The 16,497-nt window shown below is 69.6% G+C and carries 13 protein-coding genes; 3 read left to right on the forward strand and 10 right to left on the reverse strand.

Annotation, left to right across the window (positions count from 1 at the left end):
- Nucleotides 1-3: 3 nt before the first annotated feature.
- The gene (locus tag AC5P67_RS15525; protein WP_012478703.1) at nt 4-2,001 is read left to right on the forward strand and encodes a M56 family metallopeptidase; all 1,998 of its coding nucleotides are present in this window, start codon (nt 4-6) and stop codon (nt 1,999-2,001) included.
- A gap of 66 nt (nt 2,002-2,067) precedes the next feature.
- Here AC5P67_RS15525 and AC5P67_RS15530 read toward each other — a convergent pair whose 3' ends face one another.
- The 3 genes from AC5P67_RS15530 to AC5P67_RS15540 form a co-directional block, all read right to left on the reverse strand.
- Nucleotides 2,068-2,382 (reverse strand): I78 family peptidase inhibitor, encoded by a 315-nt coding sequence (locus tag AC5P67_RS15530; protein ID WP_012478704.1) that lies wholly within the window; start codon nt 2,380-2,382, stop codon nt 2,068-2,070.
- A gap of 66 nt (nt 2,383-2,448) precedes the next feature.
- Nucleotides 2,449-3,471 (reverse strand): ribonuclease H-like domain-containing protein, encoded by a 1,023-nt coding sequence (locus tag AC5P67_RS15535; protein WP_060380950.1) that lies wholly within the window; start codon nt 3,469-3,471, stop codon nt 2,449-2,451.
- Nucleotides 3,468-5,957, reverse strand: coding sequence for a DEAD/DEAH box helicase (locus tag AC5P67_RS15540; protein ID WP_049395469.1), 2,490 nt, complete (start codon nt 5,955-5,957; stop codon nt 3,468-3,470). The genes AC5P67_RS15535 and AC5P67_RS15540 overlap by 4 nt, the downstream gene beginning before the upstream one ends.
- A gap of 211 nt (nt 5,958-6,168) precedes the next feature.
- Between AC5P67_RS15540 and AC5P67_RS15545 the strand changes: the two genes are divergently transcribed.
- Both AC5P67_RS15545 and AC5P67_RS15550 read left to right on the forward strand, forming a co-directional pair.
- Entirely contained in the window at nt 6,169-6,687 is a 519-nt protein-coding gene (locus tag AC5P67_RS15545) for a hypothetical protein (RefSeq protein ID WP_044569323.1), read from the forward strand.
- Between the two features lie 40 nt (nt 6,688-6,727).
- Nucleotides 6,728-7,402 (forward strand): hypothetical protein, encoded by a 675-nt coding sequence (locus AC5P67_RS15550; protein ID WP_012478708.1) that lies wholly within the window; start codon nt 6,728-6,730, stop codon nt 7,400-7,402.
- Nucleotides 7,403-7,461: 59 nt separating this feature from the next.
- On the opposite strand, the gene AC5P67_RS15555 is transcribed toward AC5P67_RS15550, so the two are convergent.
- From AC5P67_RS15555 to AC5P67_RS15585, 7 genes are read right to left on the reverse strand one after another with little or no spacing between them, the layout of a single operon-like run.
- Nucleotides 7,462-9,270 carry a hypothetical protein gene (locus tag AC5P67_RS15555; RefSeq protein ID WP_495214882.1) on the reverse strand — a complete coding sequence of 603 codons (1,809 nt, stop codon included), beginning with the start codon at nt 9,268-9,270 and terminating at the stop codon, nt 7,462-7,464.
- Nucleotides 9,267-11,432, reverse strand: coding sequence for a hypothetical protein (locus AC5P67_RS15560; protein ID WP_329754797.1), 2,166 nt, complete (start codon nt 11,430-11,432; stop codon nt 9,267-9,269). The genes AC5P67_RS15555 and AC5P67_RS15560 overlap by 4 nt, the downstream gene beginning before the upstream one ends.
- Nucleotides 11,429-12,550: a BatA domain-containing protein gene (locus AC5P67_RS15565; protein WP_065183488.1), complete on the reverse strand. Its 1,122-nt coding sequence runs from the start codon at nt 12,548-12,550 to the stop codon at nt 11,429-11,431. The genes AC5P67_RS15560 and AC5P67_RS15565 overlap by 4 nt, the downstream gene beginning before the upstream one ends.
- The gene (locus AC5P67_RS15570) at nt 12,547-13,443 is read right to left on the reverse strand and encodes a DUF58 domain-containing protein (RefSeq protein ID WP_049395464.1); all 897 of its coding nucleotides are present in this window, start codon (nt 13,441-13,443) and stop codon (nt 12,547-12,549) included. Before AC5P67_RS15570 ends, AC5P67_RS15565 begins: the two co-directional genes overlap by 4 nt.
- 7 nt (nt 13,444-13,450) lie before the next feature.
- A complete protein-coding gene (locus tag AC5P67_RS15575) occupies nt 13,451-14,434 on the reverse strand; it encodes an AAA family ATPase (RefSeq protein ID WP_329754796.1) in 984 nt (327 codons plus the stop codon).
- 16 nt (nt 14,435-14,450) lie between these two features.
- The gene (locus AC5P67_RS15580; RefSeq protein WP_005411842.1) at nt 14,451-15,158 is read right to left on the reverse strand and encodes a DUF4159 domain-containing protein; all 708 of its coding nucleotides are present in this window, start codon (nt 15,156-15,158) and stop codon (nt 14,451-14,453) included.
- Nucleotides 15,158-16,492: a TldD/PmbA family protein gene (locus AC5P67_RS15585; RefSeq protein ID WP_005407529.1), complete on the reverse strand. Its 1,335-nt coding sequence runs from the start codon at nt 16,490-16,492 to the stop codon at nt 15,158-15,160. Before AC5P67_RS15585 ends, AC5P67_RS15580 begins: the two co-directional genes overlap by 1 nt.
- Nucleotides 16,493-16,497 lie beyond the last annotated feature (5 nt).

A 16,497-nucleotide genomic window follows, 5' to 3' on the forward strand; every position in this document is an offset into this window, starting at 1 on the left:
GCCATGGACACCACGATGCTGATTCCGATGCTGGAACGGTTGGGCTGGACCAGCCTGCAGACCGTGCTGCTGGTGGCGCTGGTGTACGGCCTGTGCCGCGCGCTGCCGTCGCTGTCGGCGGCGACCCGCTGCCGCCTGTGGTGGCTGGTCTCGCTGCAGGCCGTGCTCGGCCTGTTCTGGAGCCAGCCGTTGCAGTTGGCCTGGCTGCCGGCGCCGCAGGCGGTGGCGATGACCGCGACCGACGTGGCCGCTGACATCGTCTACCCGCTGGCCCCGGAGGCCTCGGCGCAGCTGCTGGCCGCGATGCCGCTGCCCGCGGCCGAAGTACCGGCAGTTGCGTGGTGGGCGGTCGCACTGGCCGCGCTGTGGCTGTCCGGCGTGCTGATGATGGCGCTGCGCACCTTCGGTGAGTGGCGCCGCTGCCGCGCACTGCTGGCTGCGGCGTATCCCTGCGAGGACGAGGCGCTGGTGCAGGCCCTGCAGCTGGCCTCCGATGCCCACGGCGTGCGCCGTGCGCCGCGACTGTGGATGAGCATGCAGGTGGACGCACCGCAGCTGGTCGGGCCGTTCCGCCCGGTGCTGCTGCTGCCGGCCGGCGACAACGTCCTGCAGGGCGATGCGCTGGACCTGGCACTGACCCACGAACTGCAGCACCTGCAGCGCCGTGACCTGCAATGGGGCCTGCTGCCCGCGCTGGCCCAGCACCTGTTCTTCTTCCACCCGCTGCTGCGCCTGTCGGTGCGCGAATACGCGCAGGCCCGCGAGGAAGCCGTGGATGCGGCGGTGGTCGGCCAACATGGCGCCAGCCGCCAGGCCTATGGCCGCCTGTTGCTGCAGCTGGGCGTGGCCCCGCAGCCGCATCTGGGCGTGGCCAGCGCCGCACCGAGCACCACCAGCCTCAAGCGTCGCCTGCTTTCGCTGCAGTCGCACCGGTCCTGCCCGCGTCTGCTGGCGGTGGCGCTGACCGCTGTGGTGGTGGTGGTGGGCGTGGCGCCGATGCGGCTGGTCGCAGCGCCGGTGCCGCCGGCCCCGCCCGCACCTCCGGCCGCCCCGACGGCCGTGGTGCCGCCCCCGCCGAAGGCTCCGGAAGCCCCGCCCGCACCAGCCTCGGCCGCGCGCGTTCCGGCCGAGCCGGTGGCTCCCGCACCGCCCGCAGAACCGGCCGATATGGAAGAACCCTCCGGTCCCGACGATGCCGATGTGGCCGATGTGGCCGATGTCGACGATGCCGCTGGCATGGATGAGGACCATGACGGCACGACCACCACCTCCTCCATCACGACCTACGGTCGCCTCGATCTGGGCAAGTCGCCCCGGGAGGCCTTCGTGCTGGTCGATGGTGATTCGACCTTCGCCAACGGCGGCATGGACGACGTGATGGTGGCCCGCAGGCAGCTCGGCAAGGGCCCGGCGCTGTGGTTCCGCCAGGGCGACAAGCGCTATGTGGTGCGCGACCCGATGTTGATCCAGTCGCTGCAGCGCGCCTATGCCGGTGCGGCGGACCTTGGTCGCCAGCAGAGCGAACTGGGCCGCCAGCAGAGTGCGCTGGGCCGCCAGCAGGGCGACCTGGGCAAGCAGATGGGTGAGATGGGGCGTCTGCAGGGTGAAGAGGCGCGCCGCCTGGCACTGGCCGCAGCGGAGGCCGCGCGCAGTGCGATGGCCGCGCATGACATCAACCGCGAAGCGGCGGCCGAAGCGGCGAAGGCGGCGCGGGGCGCGACCAACGACGCGGCGGTTGCACGTGAGGCCGCACGTGAGGCTGCCGCCGAGGCGCGTCGTGCGATGCAGGAAGTGGACAACGAAACCGCGCGTGCCAGCCGCACCCGCGCCATGCAGCGCCTGGCCAGCCAGCAGTCTGAACTGGCCAGCCGCCAAACGACGCTGGGCAGCCAACAGGCCGCGTTGGGCGAGCGCCAGGCACGCGTGCATGCGCAGGCATCGCAGCAGGCGCAGCAGGTGATCGCGCGCGCACTGGCCAGTGGCAAGGCCGAGCGACTCTGATCGGTAGTGCCGGCCGCTGGCCGGCAATGGGGGGGGCCGGCCAGCGCCGGCACTACCCTGGGAACATCAACCGCAGCTGGCGCGCTCGATGCGGTTCTGCGCATCCACCTGCACGGTCACGCGGTCCTGGCGGAAGTCCATGGTCACCGCCATGCCCGGCTTGACCACCCGTGCATTGCGCGCACCGCTGTCAGCCACCAGTTTCTTGATCGTGGCTTCGTCGGCGGTCCTGCCGGTGAAGGCGTCCAGCGCCTCCGGTTTGCATTCGTGCGCGGCATCGGCCACGGGCGCTGGCGCGGGATCGTGGGAGGTGCTGCTGCCGGCATGACTGCAGGCGGCCAAGGGCAGGATGGCGAGCAGGACCAGGGGATTGAGGCGCATCGTCGGGCTCCAGGCGTGGATGGTGGCGGCAGTGTCACCGCTGCCACCGTCAGGCCGCGTCAAGGCCTATTGACCGACCAGCGCCAGCGTCTCGCGCTCGCGCTGCTCCTCGTGCACCAGCCGTTGCAGCAGCAGGGCCAGGGTCACCACGTCCTGATGGTTGTGGTCGGCCACCCGGCGCAGGTTCACCGCGTCGCCGCCGCGCAGGAAGCGCAGCCATGCGCCCGGCGCTTCCGAGCCGGGCAGGTCGTCCTCGCGCACCACGCGCAGCAGCTGGCGCTCGATGGTGGACAGCCTGCAGTTCTCCCAGGTGCCGCGATAGCGGCGACGGGTGGGGTAGAGCAGGTCCACATGGTCCAGCGCGGTGATCGGATCGCGTTGGCGCGCCAGCCGGTAGCGCGCCTTCAGCAGCGGCGCATCGTAGCTGCGGCCGTTGTAGCTGCAGAACACGGTGGAGGGCTGCAGCCAACTGGCGAAGGTGGCCAGCATCGCTTCTTCCGCAGCCATGGTGGACATCAGCAGCTGGCGGATGCGCAGGCCTTCGCCACGTTGCGGGCACACGTGCCAGTCGGCCGCGCCGATCATGAAGGCACGCGTACCGGTGCCACCGGCCAAGCCCGTGGTCTCGGTATCGAAGAACAGCAGGTCGCGCGCAGCTACATGCTGGTCCTCGCGCTTGGCGAAGGCCAATGACAGCGGGGCGGTCGGGATTGGTTGCGGCTGCAGCGATTCGATCAGGAACAGGCCCGGCGCGATCTCCTCGCCGGGCAACTGACGATCCTGTGCACTGGCGCGTGCCGGCGCGGCTCCACCGCGCGAACGCAGGCCGAGCAGGCGATGCAGACCGCCCACTTCCGGCCGACGCAGCGGTGCGGGTGCCGGTGTGGAGACCGCAGCGCCGGTCGGCTTGTGGCGGATCTCCTGTTCGACCCAGGCGAACACCGAACGTTCGGCCGGTGGTTGCCGCGCATCGTTCGCGGCCACGGGTGCCGGTGGCGCAGGGGGCACGTCCGGCGCGGCCGGTGTGCTCGCCTTCGTGTCGCCGGCCTGCCTGCGCAGCAGGCGCAGCTTGTCCAGGCTCAGGCTCACGGTGCCAGCAGCTCCATCGGGTCGCGCGTGGTCACCACCACGTCGGGCACGTGCTGGCAGGCGTCGGCATCGAACAGGTCGAGCACGCGCAGCGCCAGCGCGCGCGGCGAAGTCTCATCGTCTTCCTGCGCGGCCAGCACCGGGCCCACGCAGGCCGGGCAGCCGGCCCTGCAGTCGCAGCGCTGCACCAGTTCGCGCGCGCGCTGCACCAGTTCGGCCTGGCGCTGCCACAGCGGTTCGCTGAGGCCGACGCCGCCGGGGAAGTTGTCGTACAGGTAAACGGTGGGCACGAACTCCTGCAGCAGCTCCACCCCACCGGGATCGCCCTCGCTGCCGCGCAGCTGGCCGCGGCCGCTCTGGTCGGCGATCGCGAACCAGGAACCATCGCCGTTGCCCACCGACTTCTGCAGGTCGCGCGCATCGGCCATCACCGCCACGGTGGCGACGATGTGCAGTGCATACGCGGCGCCGAGGAAGCCATCCAGCGCATCCTGCTTGCTGGCGAACGCGCGCAGCAGCAGCGCCTGCGGCAGCTGCCACCACACCGCAGTGGTGTGCAGTTCCTGGTCGGGCAGGTTCACCGGTCCGTAGCCGATGTTCTCGTGGGTGTAATACCGGATCTTCTTGTAGCCGGCCACGCGGCGCACCACGTGCACTTCGCCATGATGCGAATCGCCACGGCCGGCCACGCCGCCATCGAAACGGTCCAGCACCTTGAGCTTGGTGAAGTCGATGCTGTCGGTGTAGTAGTCCACGTGGGTGCGGGTGACGTAGGCCTTGCGCCCCTCCCAGTCCAGCGTCTCCACCTGGTACGGGGTGGACTGCACCATGTGGATGGCGCCCTCGTACAGGGTGAGCGCGGCGGCGGAATAATCGACCTCGGCGATGATCTGCTGGCGGCCATCGCTGCGGTCGACCACCACGAAGTTGCCGTCGGCCACCGCACGCAGGCTGACCGCGTTGGCCGGATAGCTGTCGGCGATCCATTCCCAGCGCTCGCCTTCGCGGTGGATCACTTCTGTCTCTGCCAGCGCTTCCAGGAACACCTCCGGATCGATCGGGCCGAAGCCATCGCCGACCCGGAACGGCAGCTCGAAGGCCGCGCAGCGGATATGGTCGAACAGGATCAGCGGCTGGTCCGGCGCGATGCGCGCGTGCTCGGGCGAGGCCTCGGCGAAGAAGTCCGGGTGGCGAACCACGTACTGGTCCAGCGGCTGCGAGCTGGCCACCATCACTCCCAGTGCGGGTTGCTGGCGGCGGCCGGCGCGGCCGAAGCGCTGCCAGGTGGCGGCCACGCTGCCGGGGTAGCCGTTGAGGATGACCACGTCCAGGCTGCCGATATCCACGCCCAGTTCCAGCGCCGACGTGCTGACGATGCCGTCGATGTTGCCGGCACGCATCGCGCGCTCGGTCTCGCGCCGCTCGGTGGGCAGGTAGCCACCGCGGTAGGCGCGGATGCGCGGCGGTTTGCGCGGGTCGTGGTCGAAGATGTCCTTCAGGTACTTGGTCAGCACTTCCACCATCAAACGTGTCTGCGCGAACACCAGGGTCTTCAGCCCGGACTTGATCGCGATGCGCGCGATGCGGTTGCTCTGTGAGCGCGCCGAGGCGCGCAGGCCCAGGTCCGGATTGATCACCGGCGGGTTCCACAACAGCACCTGTTTCGGCCCGCTGGGCGCACCGGATTCAGTGATGGCAGTCACCGGGGCCTCGATCAGCGCCTCGGCATGCGCCTGTGGGTTGCCGATGGTGGCCGAGCACAGGATGAACTGCGGTTGCACGCCGTAGAACGCGCAGATGCGCTTGAGCCGGCGCAGCACGTTGGTGACGTGGCTGCCGAACACGCCGCGGTAGGTGTGTACCTCGTCGATGACGATGTAGCGCAGGTTCTCGAAGAACTGCGCCCACTTGGTGTGATGCGGCAGGATGGCCTGGTGCAGCATGTCCGGGTTGGACACCACGATGTCGCCATGCAGGCGGATGGCCTGTCGTGCATCGCCGGGCGTGTCGCCATCGAAGGTGAAGGCCTTTACGCCCAGATCGCCGGCGCGGTTGAGTTCCAGCAGCTCGGCCACCTGGTCCTGGGCCAGTGCCTTGGTCGGGAACAGGTACAGCGCCTTGGCCTTGTCCTGCATTGCCGCGCTGACCACCGGCAGGGTGTAGCACAGCGACTTGCCGCTGGCGGTGGGGGTGACGATGGCCACGTGCTCGCCGCGCTGGCTGGCCTCCCAAGCTTCGGCCTGGTGGCTGTAGAGCTGTTCGATGCCACGCGCCTTCAGCGCAGCGGCCAGGGCAGGCGGAACTGAATCGGGAATGGGCGCATAGCGGCCTTCGCGGCCGGGAATGGCAAAGCTGCCGGTGATGCGGTCCTGGTAGCGGCGCTGCAGGCGCGCGCTGAGCAGGGCGCCGTCGCGGGCGGGCAGGCCGTCGCGCGTGGCGAGCTTCTGCTCGGCATCGGCGGTGCGCTTGGCGAGTTCGTAGGCCATGGAAGATGGAGCCGGGACGGATTGCGAGGGGTCACATGGCACCACACTCACGTCTCAGGATGTGAGACACCGCACACGGAGGGCGTGAACCGTTCAGTGCCCGCGTCCCGTAGCGTCGCCGCATCTCCCCTGGCTGAACAGCTGCCAGTGCAGCAACGAAATCTGAAGCCGGCATCCGTATCCTTGGGCGCTGGACGCAACCAACAGGTGGATGGCTGTGGCACGACGTGGAACGCAGGGAGCCCTCTTGGCCGGCATGCTGCTGGCCGGCATCGCGCAGGCGCAGCAGGCCGCGCCGGTGGCGGTGCCCGATCCGGCGCCCGTTCCCCCGGTGGATGCTTCGGCGGCAACCACCGCACCGATCTCCACCGCTCTGCCGCAGGACAACGTCACCACCCTCGGCGAAGTGCGTGCGCTCAAGCCGGAAGACGAGCCGCTGGATCTCTACCGCTTCAAGAACCCGGTGAAGTTCGGCGACAACCGCTTCAGCCGTGACTGGAGCGAACCGCCATCGCCGGAGCAGGTGAGCATGGGCGGCGGCTACATCATGATGGGCGTGGTCAAGGGTGTGATGGCGGCCGCCAAGGGCGTGAACAAGCTCACGGGTGGACCTTCGCAGATCCAGGCCGCCGTGGCGCGGCCGCCGCCGGAACTCAGTGCGGAACAGCAGCGGCGCGCGCTGCGGTTCTCCCAGGAGCAGAATGCTGGCGACGCGCCGCCGGTGAAGTAGCCCGGTATATCCTGCCGGCTTCCCCATCGGTGCCATCGCCATGTCCCTGCGTTCGTTCTGCCTGCTGGCCGCGTTGCTGCCAGCCTCCGCCTTCGCTTCCGGCATCGCCGATGACGGCGCCTGCCGCAATGGCGCGTTCCCGTCCGAACAGAGCCGGTTCGCACTGGCGCGGGTGGTCGATGCACCGCGCCTGTACCTGCTTGGCGACATGGACGGCTGCCCGGCCAAGGGCGAACCGGCCTGCCGACAGCGCAGCTATGTGGTCAACGGCGATACGGTGGTGACCGGGCGCGACCTGGGCGCTTATCGCTGCGCGTTCTTCCCGAACAGGGTGGGTGGCAGTGCCGGCTGGGTGGACCGCAGCAAGCTGCAGCCATTGCCGGTGGCCGTGCCGTCGCTGCAGGACTGGGCGGGCAACTGGAAGGACGGCGACAACGGCCTGCGCATCACCGTGCAGGGTGGGCAACTGCATGTGGAGGGGGACGCCTACTGGCCCTCCGCCAACCCCACGCCGGAGCAGCGTCCCTACGGACCGAACATGGGCCAGGTGGAAGCGCGCGCCGCGCCGCGCGGTGCCGACGTCGAGTTCGTCGAGGACACCTGCAAGGTACGCGTGCATTCGCTGGGCGAGGTGCTGATCGTGGCCGACAACAGCGAATGCGGTGGCATGAACGTGCGCTTCAATGGCGTGTACCGGCGCGCGGGCTCGCGTTGAAGAACGCCTGACGGAGGGGGTCAGAGCCCTTTCGCGGGCGAAAGGGATCCGACCCCGGGTCAGCGCCGCCGTTCCAGCCACCACAGCAGCGATGCGCACAACACGAACGCCAGCCACCACGGCCAGCGTGAGCCCGGCACGGGCTGCATCACCGACGCGTTCGCCGACGTGCTGGAGGCCAACGCCTGCGTGGTCGCATCGATCATCGCCTGCCGATGCAGTGCAGCGGCGTCCTTTGGGTCGAACACATAGCGCCAGACGATGCTGTCGCCATGCTGCAGGCGCTGCCAGCCTGCCTCACGGGGCCACCAGCCGGCGCAGCGCAGCGCCGACGTTGCACCATCGGCGATCAGCGCCACGCTGTCGCCACGCAGGTTGAAGGCCTGCAGCGGCGCCTGCACGCCGCACAGCGCCTGCCGTTCGCCTGCCCAGCTGATGGGCTGTGGTGACCACAGCGCATCACCGCTGCCCTGCGCGCGTGCCAGCGTGGCAACCACGTCGCTCCACAGTTCGCCGTGGCGGTCATCGCGGCCTGCCAGCACCCAGCGCCAGCTGTCGGTCAGCGGCAGCAGGCCGATGCGGCCCTTGCCGACCGCGCGCCAGCCGCCGACGGCCTGACCGCCCCGATCGTGCAGCAGCGCGTTGCTGCCCGGCGCCTGCAACGCCAGTGCTTCCAGCGAAGACAGCGCGGCACTGTGCGAGCTGCGGTCGGCCTCTTCGCCGTAGCCGGTCGGCAATGTGCCAGCGGCGAGCGGGCCACGGCGTGCGGCGAGGACCGCGCTTTCGCCATCGCCGGGAAGTTCGAGGGGGTGGCTGCTGCCATCACCCTGCACTGGCAGGCCCAGATCGCGAAGGCGTTGCCGCGCGCTGGCCGAAGGTGCGCCCGCACTGCGCACCAGCACGCCCAGTCCATCGCGCAGCGCCTGGCGCACGGCGGCCAGCTGGCCCGCACTCAATGCCGCCAGGCTGCGCTCGTCCAGCAGCAACAGATCGCTGCGCGTGAGCGATGCTGCATCGATCGACACCGCGCCATCGCCGATGCTGAGTCCGGCCCCGGTATCCGCCTGCACCTGCACACGGATGCCTGCATCGGCTGCCCAGCGCCGCAGGTACTTCAGCTCTGGACCCGGCGCGCCGGCGCGCACCAGCAGGCGCAGCGGTGCGGACGGCAGGGTCTGCTGCGGCACCGGTACGCTGTCCACCACATGGCCGTCGGCATCGAGCAGGCGCAGCTGGAACACGCTGCGGCCTTCGGCGCGGGCGACACCACTCAGCTGCACGCGGCCGTCGTCGGCAACGTCCGTGCGATCGACCACGCTGTCGGCCGGGTCGAGCAGTTCGGCCTTCGCCTTGGCCGCGCCACGCGCCTGCGCCAGCACGTCGAAGCGGGCACCGGGTGCGACATCGGCCGGCGGCTGCAGCGCGATCCAGCCGCGCGGCTCCGGTGCAGCCTGCCAACGCACATCCGGCGGCAGCACCGCGTCGCGGTCACGTGCGACCAGGCCCGCACCGACCAGCGTCAGCGTGGCGGCCGGATGCTGGCGCAGCGCGGTGGCCAGGTCGGGTACGCGCTGTGCGCCGGGCACATCGGCAGCTTCCGGCAACAGCAACAGCGGGCCTTCGCTGGCCGGGAGTGTGCCGGCCTTGCCGGCATCGACGCCAAGCACGACCAGCCCCCCTGCGGGCTGCTGGCGGGTGGGGGGCGCCAGGCAGAAATACAGCAGCGTGGCGACGACGATCTGCAGTGCGATCACGACCCACCGGTGGCCAGGGTGCGCAGTGTCCGCACGCAGCTGGCGCACGCTGGCGATGACCACGATCAGGGCGAGTGCCGGTGCAATCCACAGGTTCACAGCGGAGGCGTTCATGGCTGCGCCTCCAGCGCGTCGAGGTAGCGCTGGCCCATCGCATCGGCGGCACTGCGCCGCATCGCCTGTGGCAGCGGACGCTGCAGCGCCCGCCACAACTGTGCGCGCAGGCGCTGGCGGCAGTCGCCGCAGTCGGGCTCGATGCGCAGCTGCTCGATGGCCGCAGCCAGATCGAGTGCATCGGGCAGGTAGGCGGCGTTGCGCTGCTGCCAGGCCGCCAGCGCATCGAGATCCGGTGCGCCGTTGTCATCACCGAGGCGTTGCCAGGCTTCAACGATGGCCGGGTCCAGCGGGGTTCGCGCGGCCAACGGCAGTTCACGACTGGCCAGTCCGGCGCGATCACCGCCCAGCCGGCGGCTTTCATCGATGGGTGGCAGCTCCGGCCCGACCCGGGCCAGGTAGATGCGCTCGGCCTGCTGCACCTGCTTGATGAAGCCCAGCGCCTTGTAGGCAAATGGCAGCGCCTGCTCCGGGCGGCCCTGGCGCAGCTCGCCTTCGGCCGACCACATCTGATCCAGCGCGGCCTTCAACGTGGCGCGGGTCTGCGGATCGAGCAGGGTGGTCGCCTCGGCGTGGTCATGGGTGTGCCCGTATTCGGAAAGCACGTCGGTCTCGCTGCCGAACACCGGCGGGATATCTGCGTTGGCTGTACTGCCATGATCGTGGCCATGGTCGTCTTGCGCACCGGCCTGCGCGCCATGGTCGTGCTCGTGATCGTCGTCGTGGCCGTCTGCGGTCGGCGCATCGCTGGTGGGCAGGTCGCTGGTCGGCGGCGGCTTCGGCGCACCTTCGCTTTCCTCGCCCAGGAACTGGCCGTAGCGCAGGCGCAGGATGCGCTGGTCGACACCGATCGCATCGCTGCGCTTCACGAAGTCCTCGGCGGCCAGGCTGCGTCGCTGCCGGATCAGCGCTTCGGCATCGATGATGATCTGCCGCTGGCTGCGGAAATACGCAGGCAGGGTCTTCTTGATGCGGCCCTCGAGCTCTGCACCGAGCGCGACTTCGGCGCTGGGCAGGCGCAGGATCACGCTGCTGCTGCGCCCGGTCTGCGGCGTGGGTGCATGATTGTCGCGTACTTCCAGCTGGGCGATCACATCGTTGCCAGGCTGCGCGCCCAGCGCAGCCAGATCAAGGGTGTGGGCGAAACGCCGCGCGGTGGCTTCGCCGCTGCCGGCAAGCGTGACGCTGCGCTTTACGAAGGTGATGTTCTCACCGCTGCCCTGGGTAGTGGTGATCGACAGCGTTGCCTGCGCCGCGACACCGTAATCGTCGCTGGCCTCGAAGCGCAGTGCCCACTGCCGTTGCCCCGGCGTGCCCAGCACCAGGCTGGCCGTGGGCTCCAGTACGCGCACGCTGGGTGCACGGTCGGCCACCACATCCAGCCGATGCAGGCGGGTCTCTGCCAGCGCCGGTTCGCTCACCACGCGGTACAGCAGCGGCATACGTGCCACATCCTGCGCCTGCCACTGTCCTTCGCGCTCGATCAGTGGCAAGCGGCGACCATCGTGGAACTGCAGCCACGCCTTGTCCGGGGCGCGATCGAAGCGCAGGGACCAGGACAGCCGGCTGTCGGCGGCAACCTTCGCATCCAGCGCATTCTGGGTGAGCGTGGCCTGGCCGGTATAGGCCGGCGCGTCGATGCGCAGGCGGGTGGACTGCAGGCGCAGCGGGCCCGCAGCAGCAGCGCTGCCAGGCACCGGCGTGCGGACAGGCACGGAGCCGGGGCCGGAACGTGGCCAGCCGAATGCCAGCACAACAATGGCCAGGCCTGCGATCCAGCACAGCGCCAATGCCCCACGCGGCCAGCGTGGACGCAGCTCCGGCATCGCGCGTTCCAGCATGGCCAGCACATGCGTGCGCTGGCGCTGCTGCAGCGGATTGAGCGTGGCGGCATCGGCGAACAGCAGATCGGCACTGTCCTCGCTGGCACCGCTGCCATCGAGCTGGCGCTGCAGCCACTGCCGGTCCAGCTGGCGGACATGCGCAGTGGCGAAGGCCGCACACGCGAGCAGACTGACCGTGCCGACGACGCAGGCGGTATCGAAGCCTGCCAGACGCAGGGCCAGCACCGTGGCGGCCAGCGCCCATGGCAGGCCCAACAGCAGGGTGATGAGCGCACGGCGGCGGCGTGCGCGTTGCCAGGCGTGCTGCAGGGTGTTCATGCGGCCACCCTGCGCCGGGCGCTGCTGGCCATCCAGCGTTCCAGCGCGAACAGCAGCACGACGGCCAGCAACAGCCAAGGCGTGGGCTCACGCAGCGGTGGTGTTGCAGCAGGCAATGCGGCCCGCTGCGGTGCCTGGTCACGTGCATCGCCCAGGCGCGGGGCCGTAGGCGGCTGCAGCGCCAGCAGCAGGGCACGTGGCAGGCGCGGATCGCGCAGCGCAGGGTTGCTGGCGGCATTCCAGCCACCCGGCAGCGCCAGCAGATAGCCGTGGCCGATGCGTTGCTGCCACAGCAGCGGTGCGCCCTCGGCATCGCGCAGCAGGATGCGGGCGCTGGCAGCAGGCTTGCCGGCAGTCATGACACGACCGCCGCCGCGCAGCCACGCCTGCCAGTTCGCCGGCAGTGCATCGCTGCGGCTCCACACGCCGATCTCGCCGCGCTCCGGCAGGGCATCCGCCGGCGGCGGAGCAAGCGGTGCCTGCACGCCCCACGCGCGCTGCAGTGCGTTCAACCAGCGCTGGGCAGTGGCCGAAGCATCGCTGTGCACGCGCAGGCGCGGCGACGTCGCGGCACTCGGTTGCGCAGTGACCGGCATCGGCTGCGTGTGCCACTGCACGTCGCGCGACAGCTGCAGGCGGGCACCATCCAGGCCGGGCAGGGGATCGGGAACGTGCACGGTCAATGCGGTGCCGACGGGCAGCTGCGCGTCCAGTTCGCGCAGCAGGCTGGGTAGGGAGGCGGTGGCTGCAGGGGGTGCCTGATCAATGGCGGGGAAGCCGGGTGCCAGCCAGTGCCAGTTGCCATCCTCGGCCGTTCCATGCAGGGTCGTAGCATCCAGTCCCGGCGCTACCACGGTCCATGCAGCGGGAGGCGCCGTCGGGCCAGTCAACACAGGTCGTGCCAGCAGCAGGGCCAGTGCGGCCAGCAACAGCAGGCGCACCAGCAGCAACGGCCAGTCATCGAAGCGGATGCGCTGGCGTGGCCGTATCTGCGCGCGCAGCCAGCGCAGCGCGGCGAAATCCAGTGGCGTGTACGGATGGCGGCGGGCCAGGTGGATCAGCAGCGGCAGCAACCCTGCGGCGAGCGCGGCCAGGCCGAGCGGGAACAGCAGGGTCATGCATCGCCCCCACGGCCAAACAGCGCCTGCAGCGCCTGGTCCAGCGGCTGGTCCAGCCAGCCGGTGGCACTGGCAATCCCGTTGGCCTGCAGGCGCGCATGCAATGCGCTGCGTGCGTCGGCGAAGCGCTGCAGGTAGTCAGCGCGGATCGCCGCGCCATCGCCCAGCAGTTCCTCGCCGGTCTCCGGGTCGCGGAAGCGGTGGCCGACGTCGAATGGGAAGTCGCGCTCGTCGGCGGTGAGGATCTGCAGCAGTGCCACTTCGCGGCGCGCGCTGGCCAGTTGTTCCAGCAGCACGATGCCGGCGTCGTCGAAGCCATCACCGATTGCCAGCAGCAGGTCGCCCGGGCGCACGCGCTCCCACAGCGGCCGAAGGCGATCGGCCGCAGGCCAGGCGCCGCGCGCCTGCAGGGCGTGCAGTTGCAGATGCACGCGATCACGCTGGCGCGCGCCGTTCGCCGCGGGGACCAGCTGCAGGCCATCGCCATTGATTGCCAGCAGGCCGAAACGGTCACCCTGCTGCAAGGCCAGCTCAATCACGCACGCGGCCACTCCGCGCATATGGTCCAGACGCGAGTGCTGCGGTGCCGCGCGATCCGCCTGGCCGGCCGAGGCGGTGGCATCGAGCAGCAGCCAGACCGTGATCGGGCTTTCGCGTTCGGACTCGCGCACGAAGAAGCGGTCCGAGCGTGCATACAGCTTCCAGTCGATCTGGCGGAGTTCGTCACCCGGTTCGTAGGCACGGTACTGGGCGAATTCGAGGCCGGCACCGCGGCTGCGGCTGGCGTGCTGGCCGATGCCACTGGCACCGCTGGCCAGGCGCGGCCGCAACCGCAGCAGGCGCAGGCGCGCACGCAGTTCCGGCGGCAGGGTCAACGGCGTACCTGCGTTCACGCGTGGCTCAACCCGGGAAGGGCACGGCCTGCAGCAGCGCGGCGACCACGTCGTCGGCACGCTTCTGCTCGGCCTCGGCGGCGAACGACAGCAGCAGGCGATGGCGCATCACCGGCGCGGCCAGCGCCTGCACGTCCTCGCGGGTGGCGGCGAAACGGCCCTGCACCAGTGCGCGTGCCTTCGCTGCCAGCACCAGCGACTGGCCGGCACGCGGGCCGGCGCCCCACTTCACCCATTGGTTGATCGCCGCCGGAGCACCGTCGCCGGGCCGGCTGGCGCGCACCAGGCGGGTGATCCAGGCCAGCACATCCGGGCTGACATGCACCTGGCGCACCGCGGCCTGCAGCGCGATCACCGCGTCGGCATCCATCACCTTCGGCACCGCGTCGGTGGCACCGCCGGTGGTCTGTTCCAGGATCTGCCGTTCCTCGTCTTCGCTGGGGTAATCCACCAGCACGTGCAGCAGGAAGCGGTCCAGCTGCGCTTCCGGCAGCGGGTAGGTTCCGGCCTGCTCGATCGGGTTCTGCGTGGCCAGCACGAAGAACGGCGCGGGCAGCGCGTAGGTGGTACCGGCGTAACTGACCGTGCGCTCCTGCATCGCTTCCAGCAGTGCGGCCTGGGTCTTGGGCGGGGTGCGGTTGAGTTCGTCGGCCAGCAGCAGGTGGGTGAAGATCGGGCCCTGCTGGAAGCGGAAGTGGCGATGGCCGGTGCCGTGGTCTTCCTCCAGCAGCTCGGTGCCGAGGATGTCGCTGGGCATCAGGTCGGGGGTGAACTGCACGCGCCGGAACTGCAGCTCCAGTGCCTGGCCCAGCGAGCGCACCAGCAGGGTCTTGCCGAGCCCGGGTGCGCCTTCCAGCAGGCAGTGGCCGCCGGCCAGCAGGCCGATCAGCAGCTGCTCGACCACGGTGTTCTGGCCCACTACTGCGCGTGCGAGCGCGGCGCGCAGCTCATCCAGGCGCGGCAGCAGGGAATCGAGGTCGGGGGAGGTCATGGGCGTGCAGGTCCTATCAGTTGTTCAACGCGTACATCACGATGTTGACGCCGAAGCGGGTGTTGTCTTCGGCCAGGAAGCGCTTGTTGCGCCAGTCGTAGTCCCACTCGCAGCCGTAGTCCTTGTTGCTGTACAGCAGGCCCAGGCGGCCGTCGACCTCGATGCCCTTCAGGTAGTCGTGCACCAGGTCGTCGCCCCAGCCGTTGAGTTCGAAGCTGGTGGCAGGCGGGCCATCCGGGAAGCGGAAGAAACTGCGGTACAGCGGGTGGCTGTTGGGCAGCTTCTGCAATGCCCTGGGCCCGAACAGGCGACCCATCTGCGCCTCGAACGAGGTAGCGAACAGGCCGTCGATATCGTGGTTGCAGTCGTCGACGAAGACGAAGCCGCCATTGCGCACGTAGCGCACGAAGTTCTGCCGCTCGGCGGCGTTGAACTCCACCAGCGTGTGCCCGGCCAGGTAGCAGAACGGCGCTTCCAGCATGCGTGGGTCGGCCAGCGCCACCACGTGTTCCTGTGGGTCCACGCGCAGCGAGGTGTAGTCGATCAGCGAGGTGATCAGGTTGGACGGCATGCGCGCGTCCACGTCCCAGTCACCGGAGTCGTACTGAAGGCGGGTGAACCAGAAGTCGTAGCGCGAACTGCGCGGGCCTGCCTGTGCCCAGGCTGGCAGCGCCGCCGCCGAAGCGGCAGCGGCCAACCAGCGCAGGCAGGCCCGGCGATCCATCAGACCGCGTCGGACAGCGAAGTGAAGGTGAAATCGCGCAGCTTCATCGGCGGGATCATCATCACGTAGCTGGATTCATCACCGGCCACGCGCACCGGCTTGCCCAGCTCTTCGATGTTGTTGAGCATGATCACCGGCGATTCGTTGAAGCGGAAGTTCTTCACCGGATGCTTGATCTGGCCGTTCTCGATGTAGAAGGTGCCATCGCGGGTCAGGCCGGTCAGCAGCACGGTCTGCGGATCGACCATGCGGATGTACCAGGTGCGGGTGACCAGGATGCCCTTCTGGGTGCCGCGAACCAGTTCGGCGGTGCTCTTGTCGCCACCGCTCATCAGCAGGTTGCCCGGCGACGCCTTGGCGGTCTTGCCCTGCTTCTGCGCCCAGAAGCGCGAGTAGTCCAGGTTGGCGATCCTGCCGTTCTCGATGATGGCCATGCGCTCGCGGGGCAGGCCCTCGTTGTCCCACGGCAGCACCGGTGCGTCCGGGTGCCACGGGTCGGCGATCATGGTCACGCGCGGGTCGTAGACCTGCTCGCCCAGCTTGTTGCCGCCGCCCTTCTTGGACAGGAAGCTGCGGCCTTCATCGGCCGAGCGTGCGCTGAAGAAGTTCATCATGAAGCTGATCAGGCCGGCCGCCGCAGCCGGCTCCAGGATCACCGTGTACTTGCCCGGTTCCAGCGCCTTGGCTTCGGCCGATTCGGTGGCCTTGCGCATGGCGATGCGGATGTCCTGGTCCGCCTTGAAGTCAGCCGCATCCTTCAGGTTGCGGCCGACCCAGCCCGAACCACGGCCATCCTCGGTGCGCACGGTGCAGGTGTAATTGAAGTTGGTGGTGCGCTGGTAGGCGAAGTTGCCGTTGCTGTTGGCGGTGGCCTGGAAGCCCTGGCCGTCTTCGAGGAAGCCGGCGGCGATCAGGCCATGGCCACGGCACGGCGCGATTGAATCTGCGGCAACCTTGGCACGGAACGCCGGATCGATCGCGGCAGTGGATTCGCTGAAGGTTGGGCTGGCGCGGTAGGTCTGCTTGCCGATGGCCGGCATGAACTCCGGGTTTTCCGGGGCCAGGCGGGCCAGGTCTTCGGCACGGCGCACCACGCGTTCCAGCGCGGCATCGTCGAACTCGTTGATCGAGGCCGTGCCGACGCGCTTGCCGAAGGCAACGGTGACCGCCAGTTCGGTGTTGTCGACGATGCCGCTGGTGGAGACATTGTTCAGTGCGAAACGGATGTTGCCGTCGATCGCGCCGGCCAGCACGGCGGTGCATTCGTCGGCCTTGGACAGGGCGATGACCTTGTCGAGGATGGCCTTGGCCTGGGCTTCGGTGAAGATACTCATGGTGT

It is taken from the genome of Stenotrophomonas sp. YJH_SMC_21 (genome assembly GCF_059369555.1).

Excerpts from the sequence above, each read along its gene's own strand:
- AC5P67_RS15525 (WP_012478703.1), top strand. The coding sequence starts at position 4 with ATGGACACCACGATGCTGATTCCGATGCTGGAACGGTTGGGCTGGACC.
- AC5P67_RS15530 (WP_012478704.1), bottom strand. The coding sequence starts at position 2,382 with ATGCGCCTCAATCCCCTGGTCCTGCTCGCCATCCTGCCCTTGGCCGCC.
- AC5P67_RS15540 (WP_049395469.1), bottom strand. The coding sequence starts at position 5,957 with ATGGCCTACGAACTCGCCAAGCGCACCGCCGATGCCGAGCAGAAGCTC.
- AC5P67_RS15545 (WP_044569323.1), top strand. The coding sequence starts at position 6,169 with ATGGCTGTGGCACGACGTGGAACGCAGGGAGCCCTCTTGGCCGGCATG.
- AC5P67_RS15550 (WP_012478708.1), top strand. The coding sequence starts at position 6,728 with ATGTCCCTGCGTTCGTTCTGCCTGCTGGCCGCGTTGCTGCCAGCCTCC.
- AC5P67_RS15555 (WP_495214882.1), bottom strand. The coding sequence starts at position 9,270 with ATGAACGCCTCCGCTGTGAACCTGTGGATTGCACCGGCACTCGCCCTG.
- AC5P67_RS15560 (WP_329754797.1), bottom strand. The coding sequence starts at position 11,432 with ATGAACACCCTGCAGCACGCCTGGCAACGCGCACGCCGCCGCCGTGCG.
- AC5P67_RS15565 (WP_065183488.1), bottom strand. The coding sequence starts at position 12,550 with ATGACCCTGCTGTTCCCGCTCGGCCTGGCCGCGCTCGCCGCAGGGTTG.
- AC5P67_RS15575 (WP_329754796.1), bottom strand. The coding sequence starts at position 14,434 with ATGACCTCCCCCGACCTCGATTCCCTGCTGCCGCGCCTGGATGAGCTG.
- AC5P67_RS15580 (WP_005411842.1), bottom strand. The coding sequence starts at position 15,158 with ATGGATCGCCGGGCCTGCCTGCGCTGGTTGGCCGCTGCCGCTTCGGCG.
- AC5P67_RS15585 (WP_005407529.1), bottom strand. The coding sequence starts at position 16,492 with ATGAGTATCTTCACCGAAGCCCAGGCCAAGGCCATCCTCGACAAGGTC.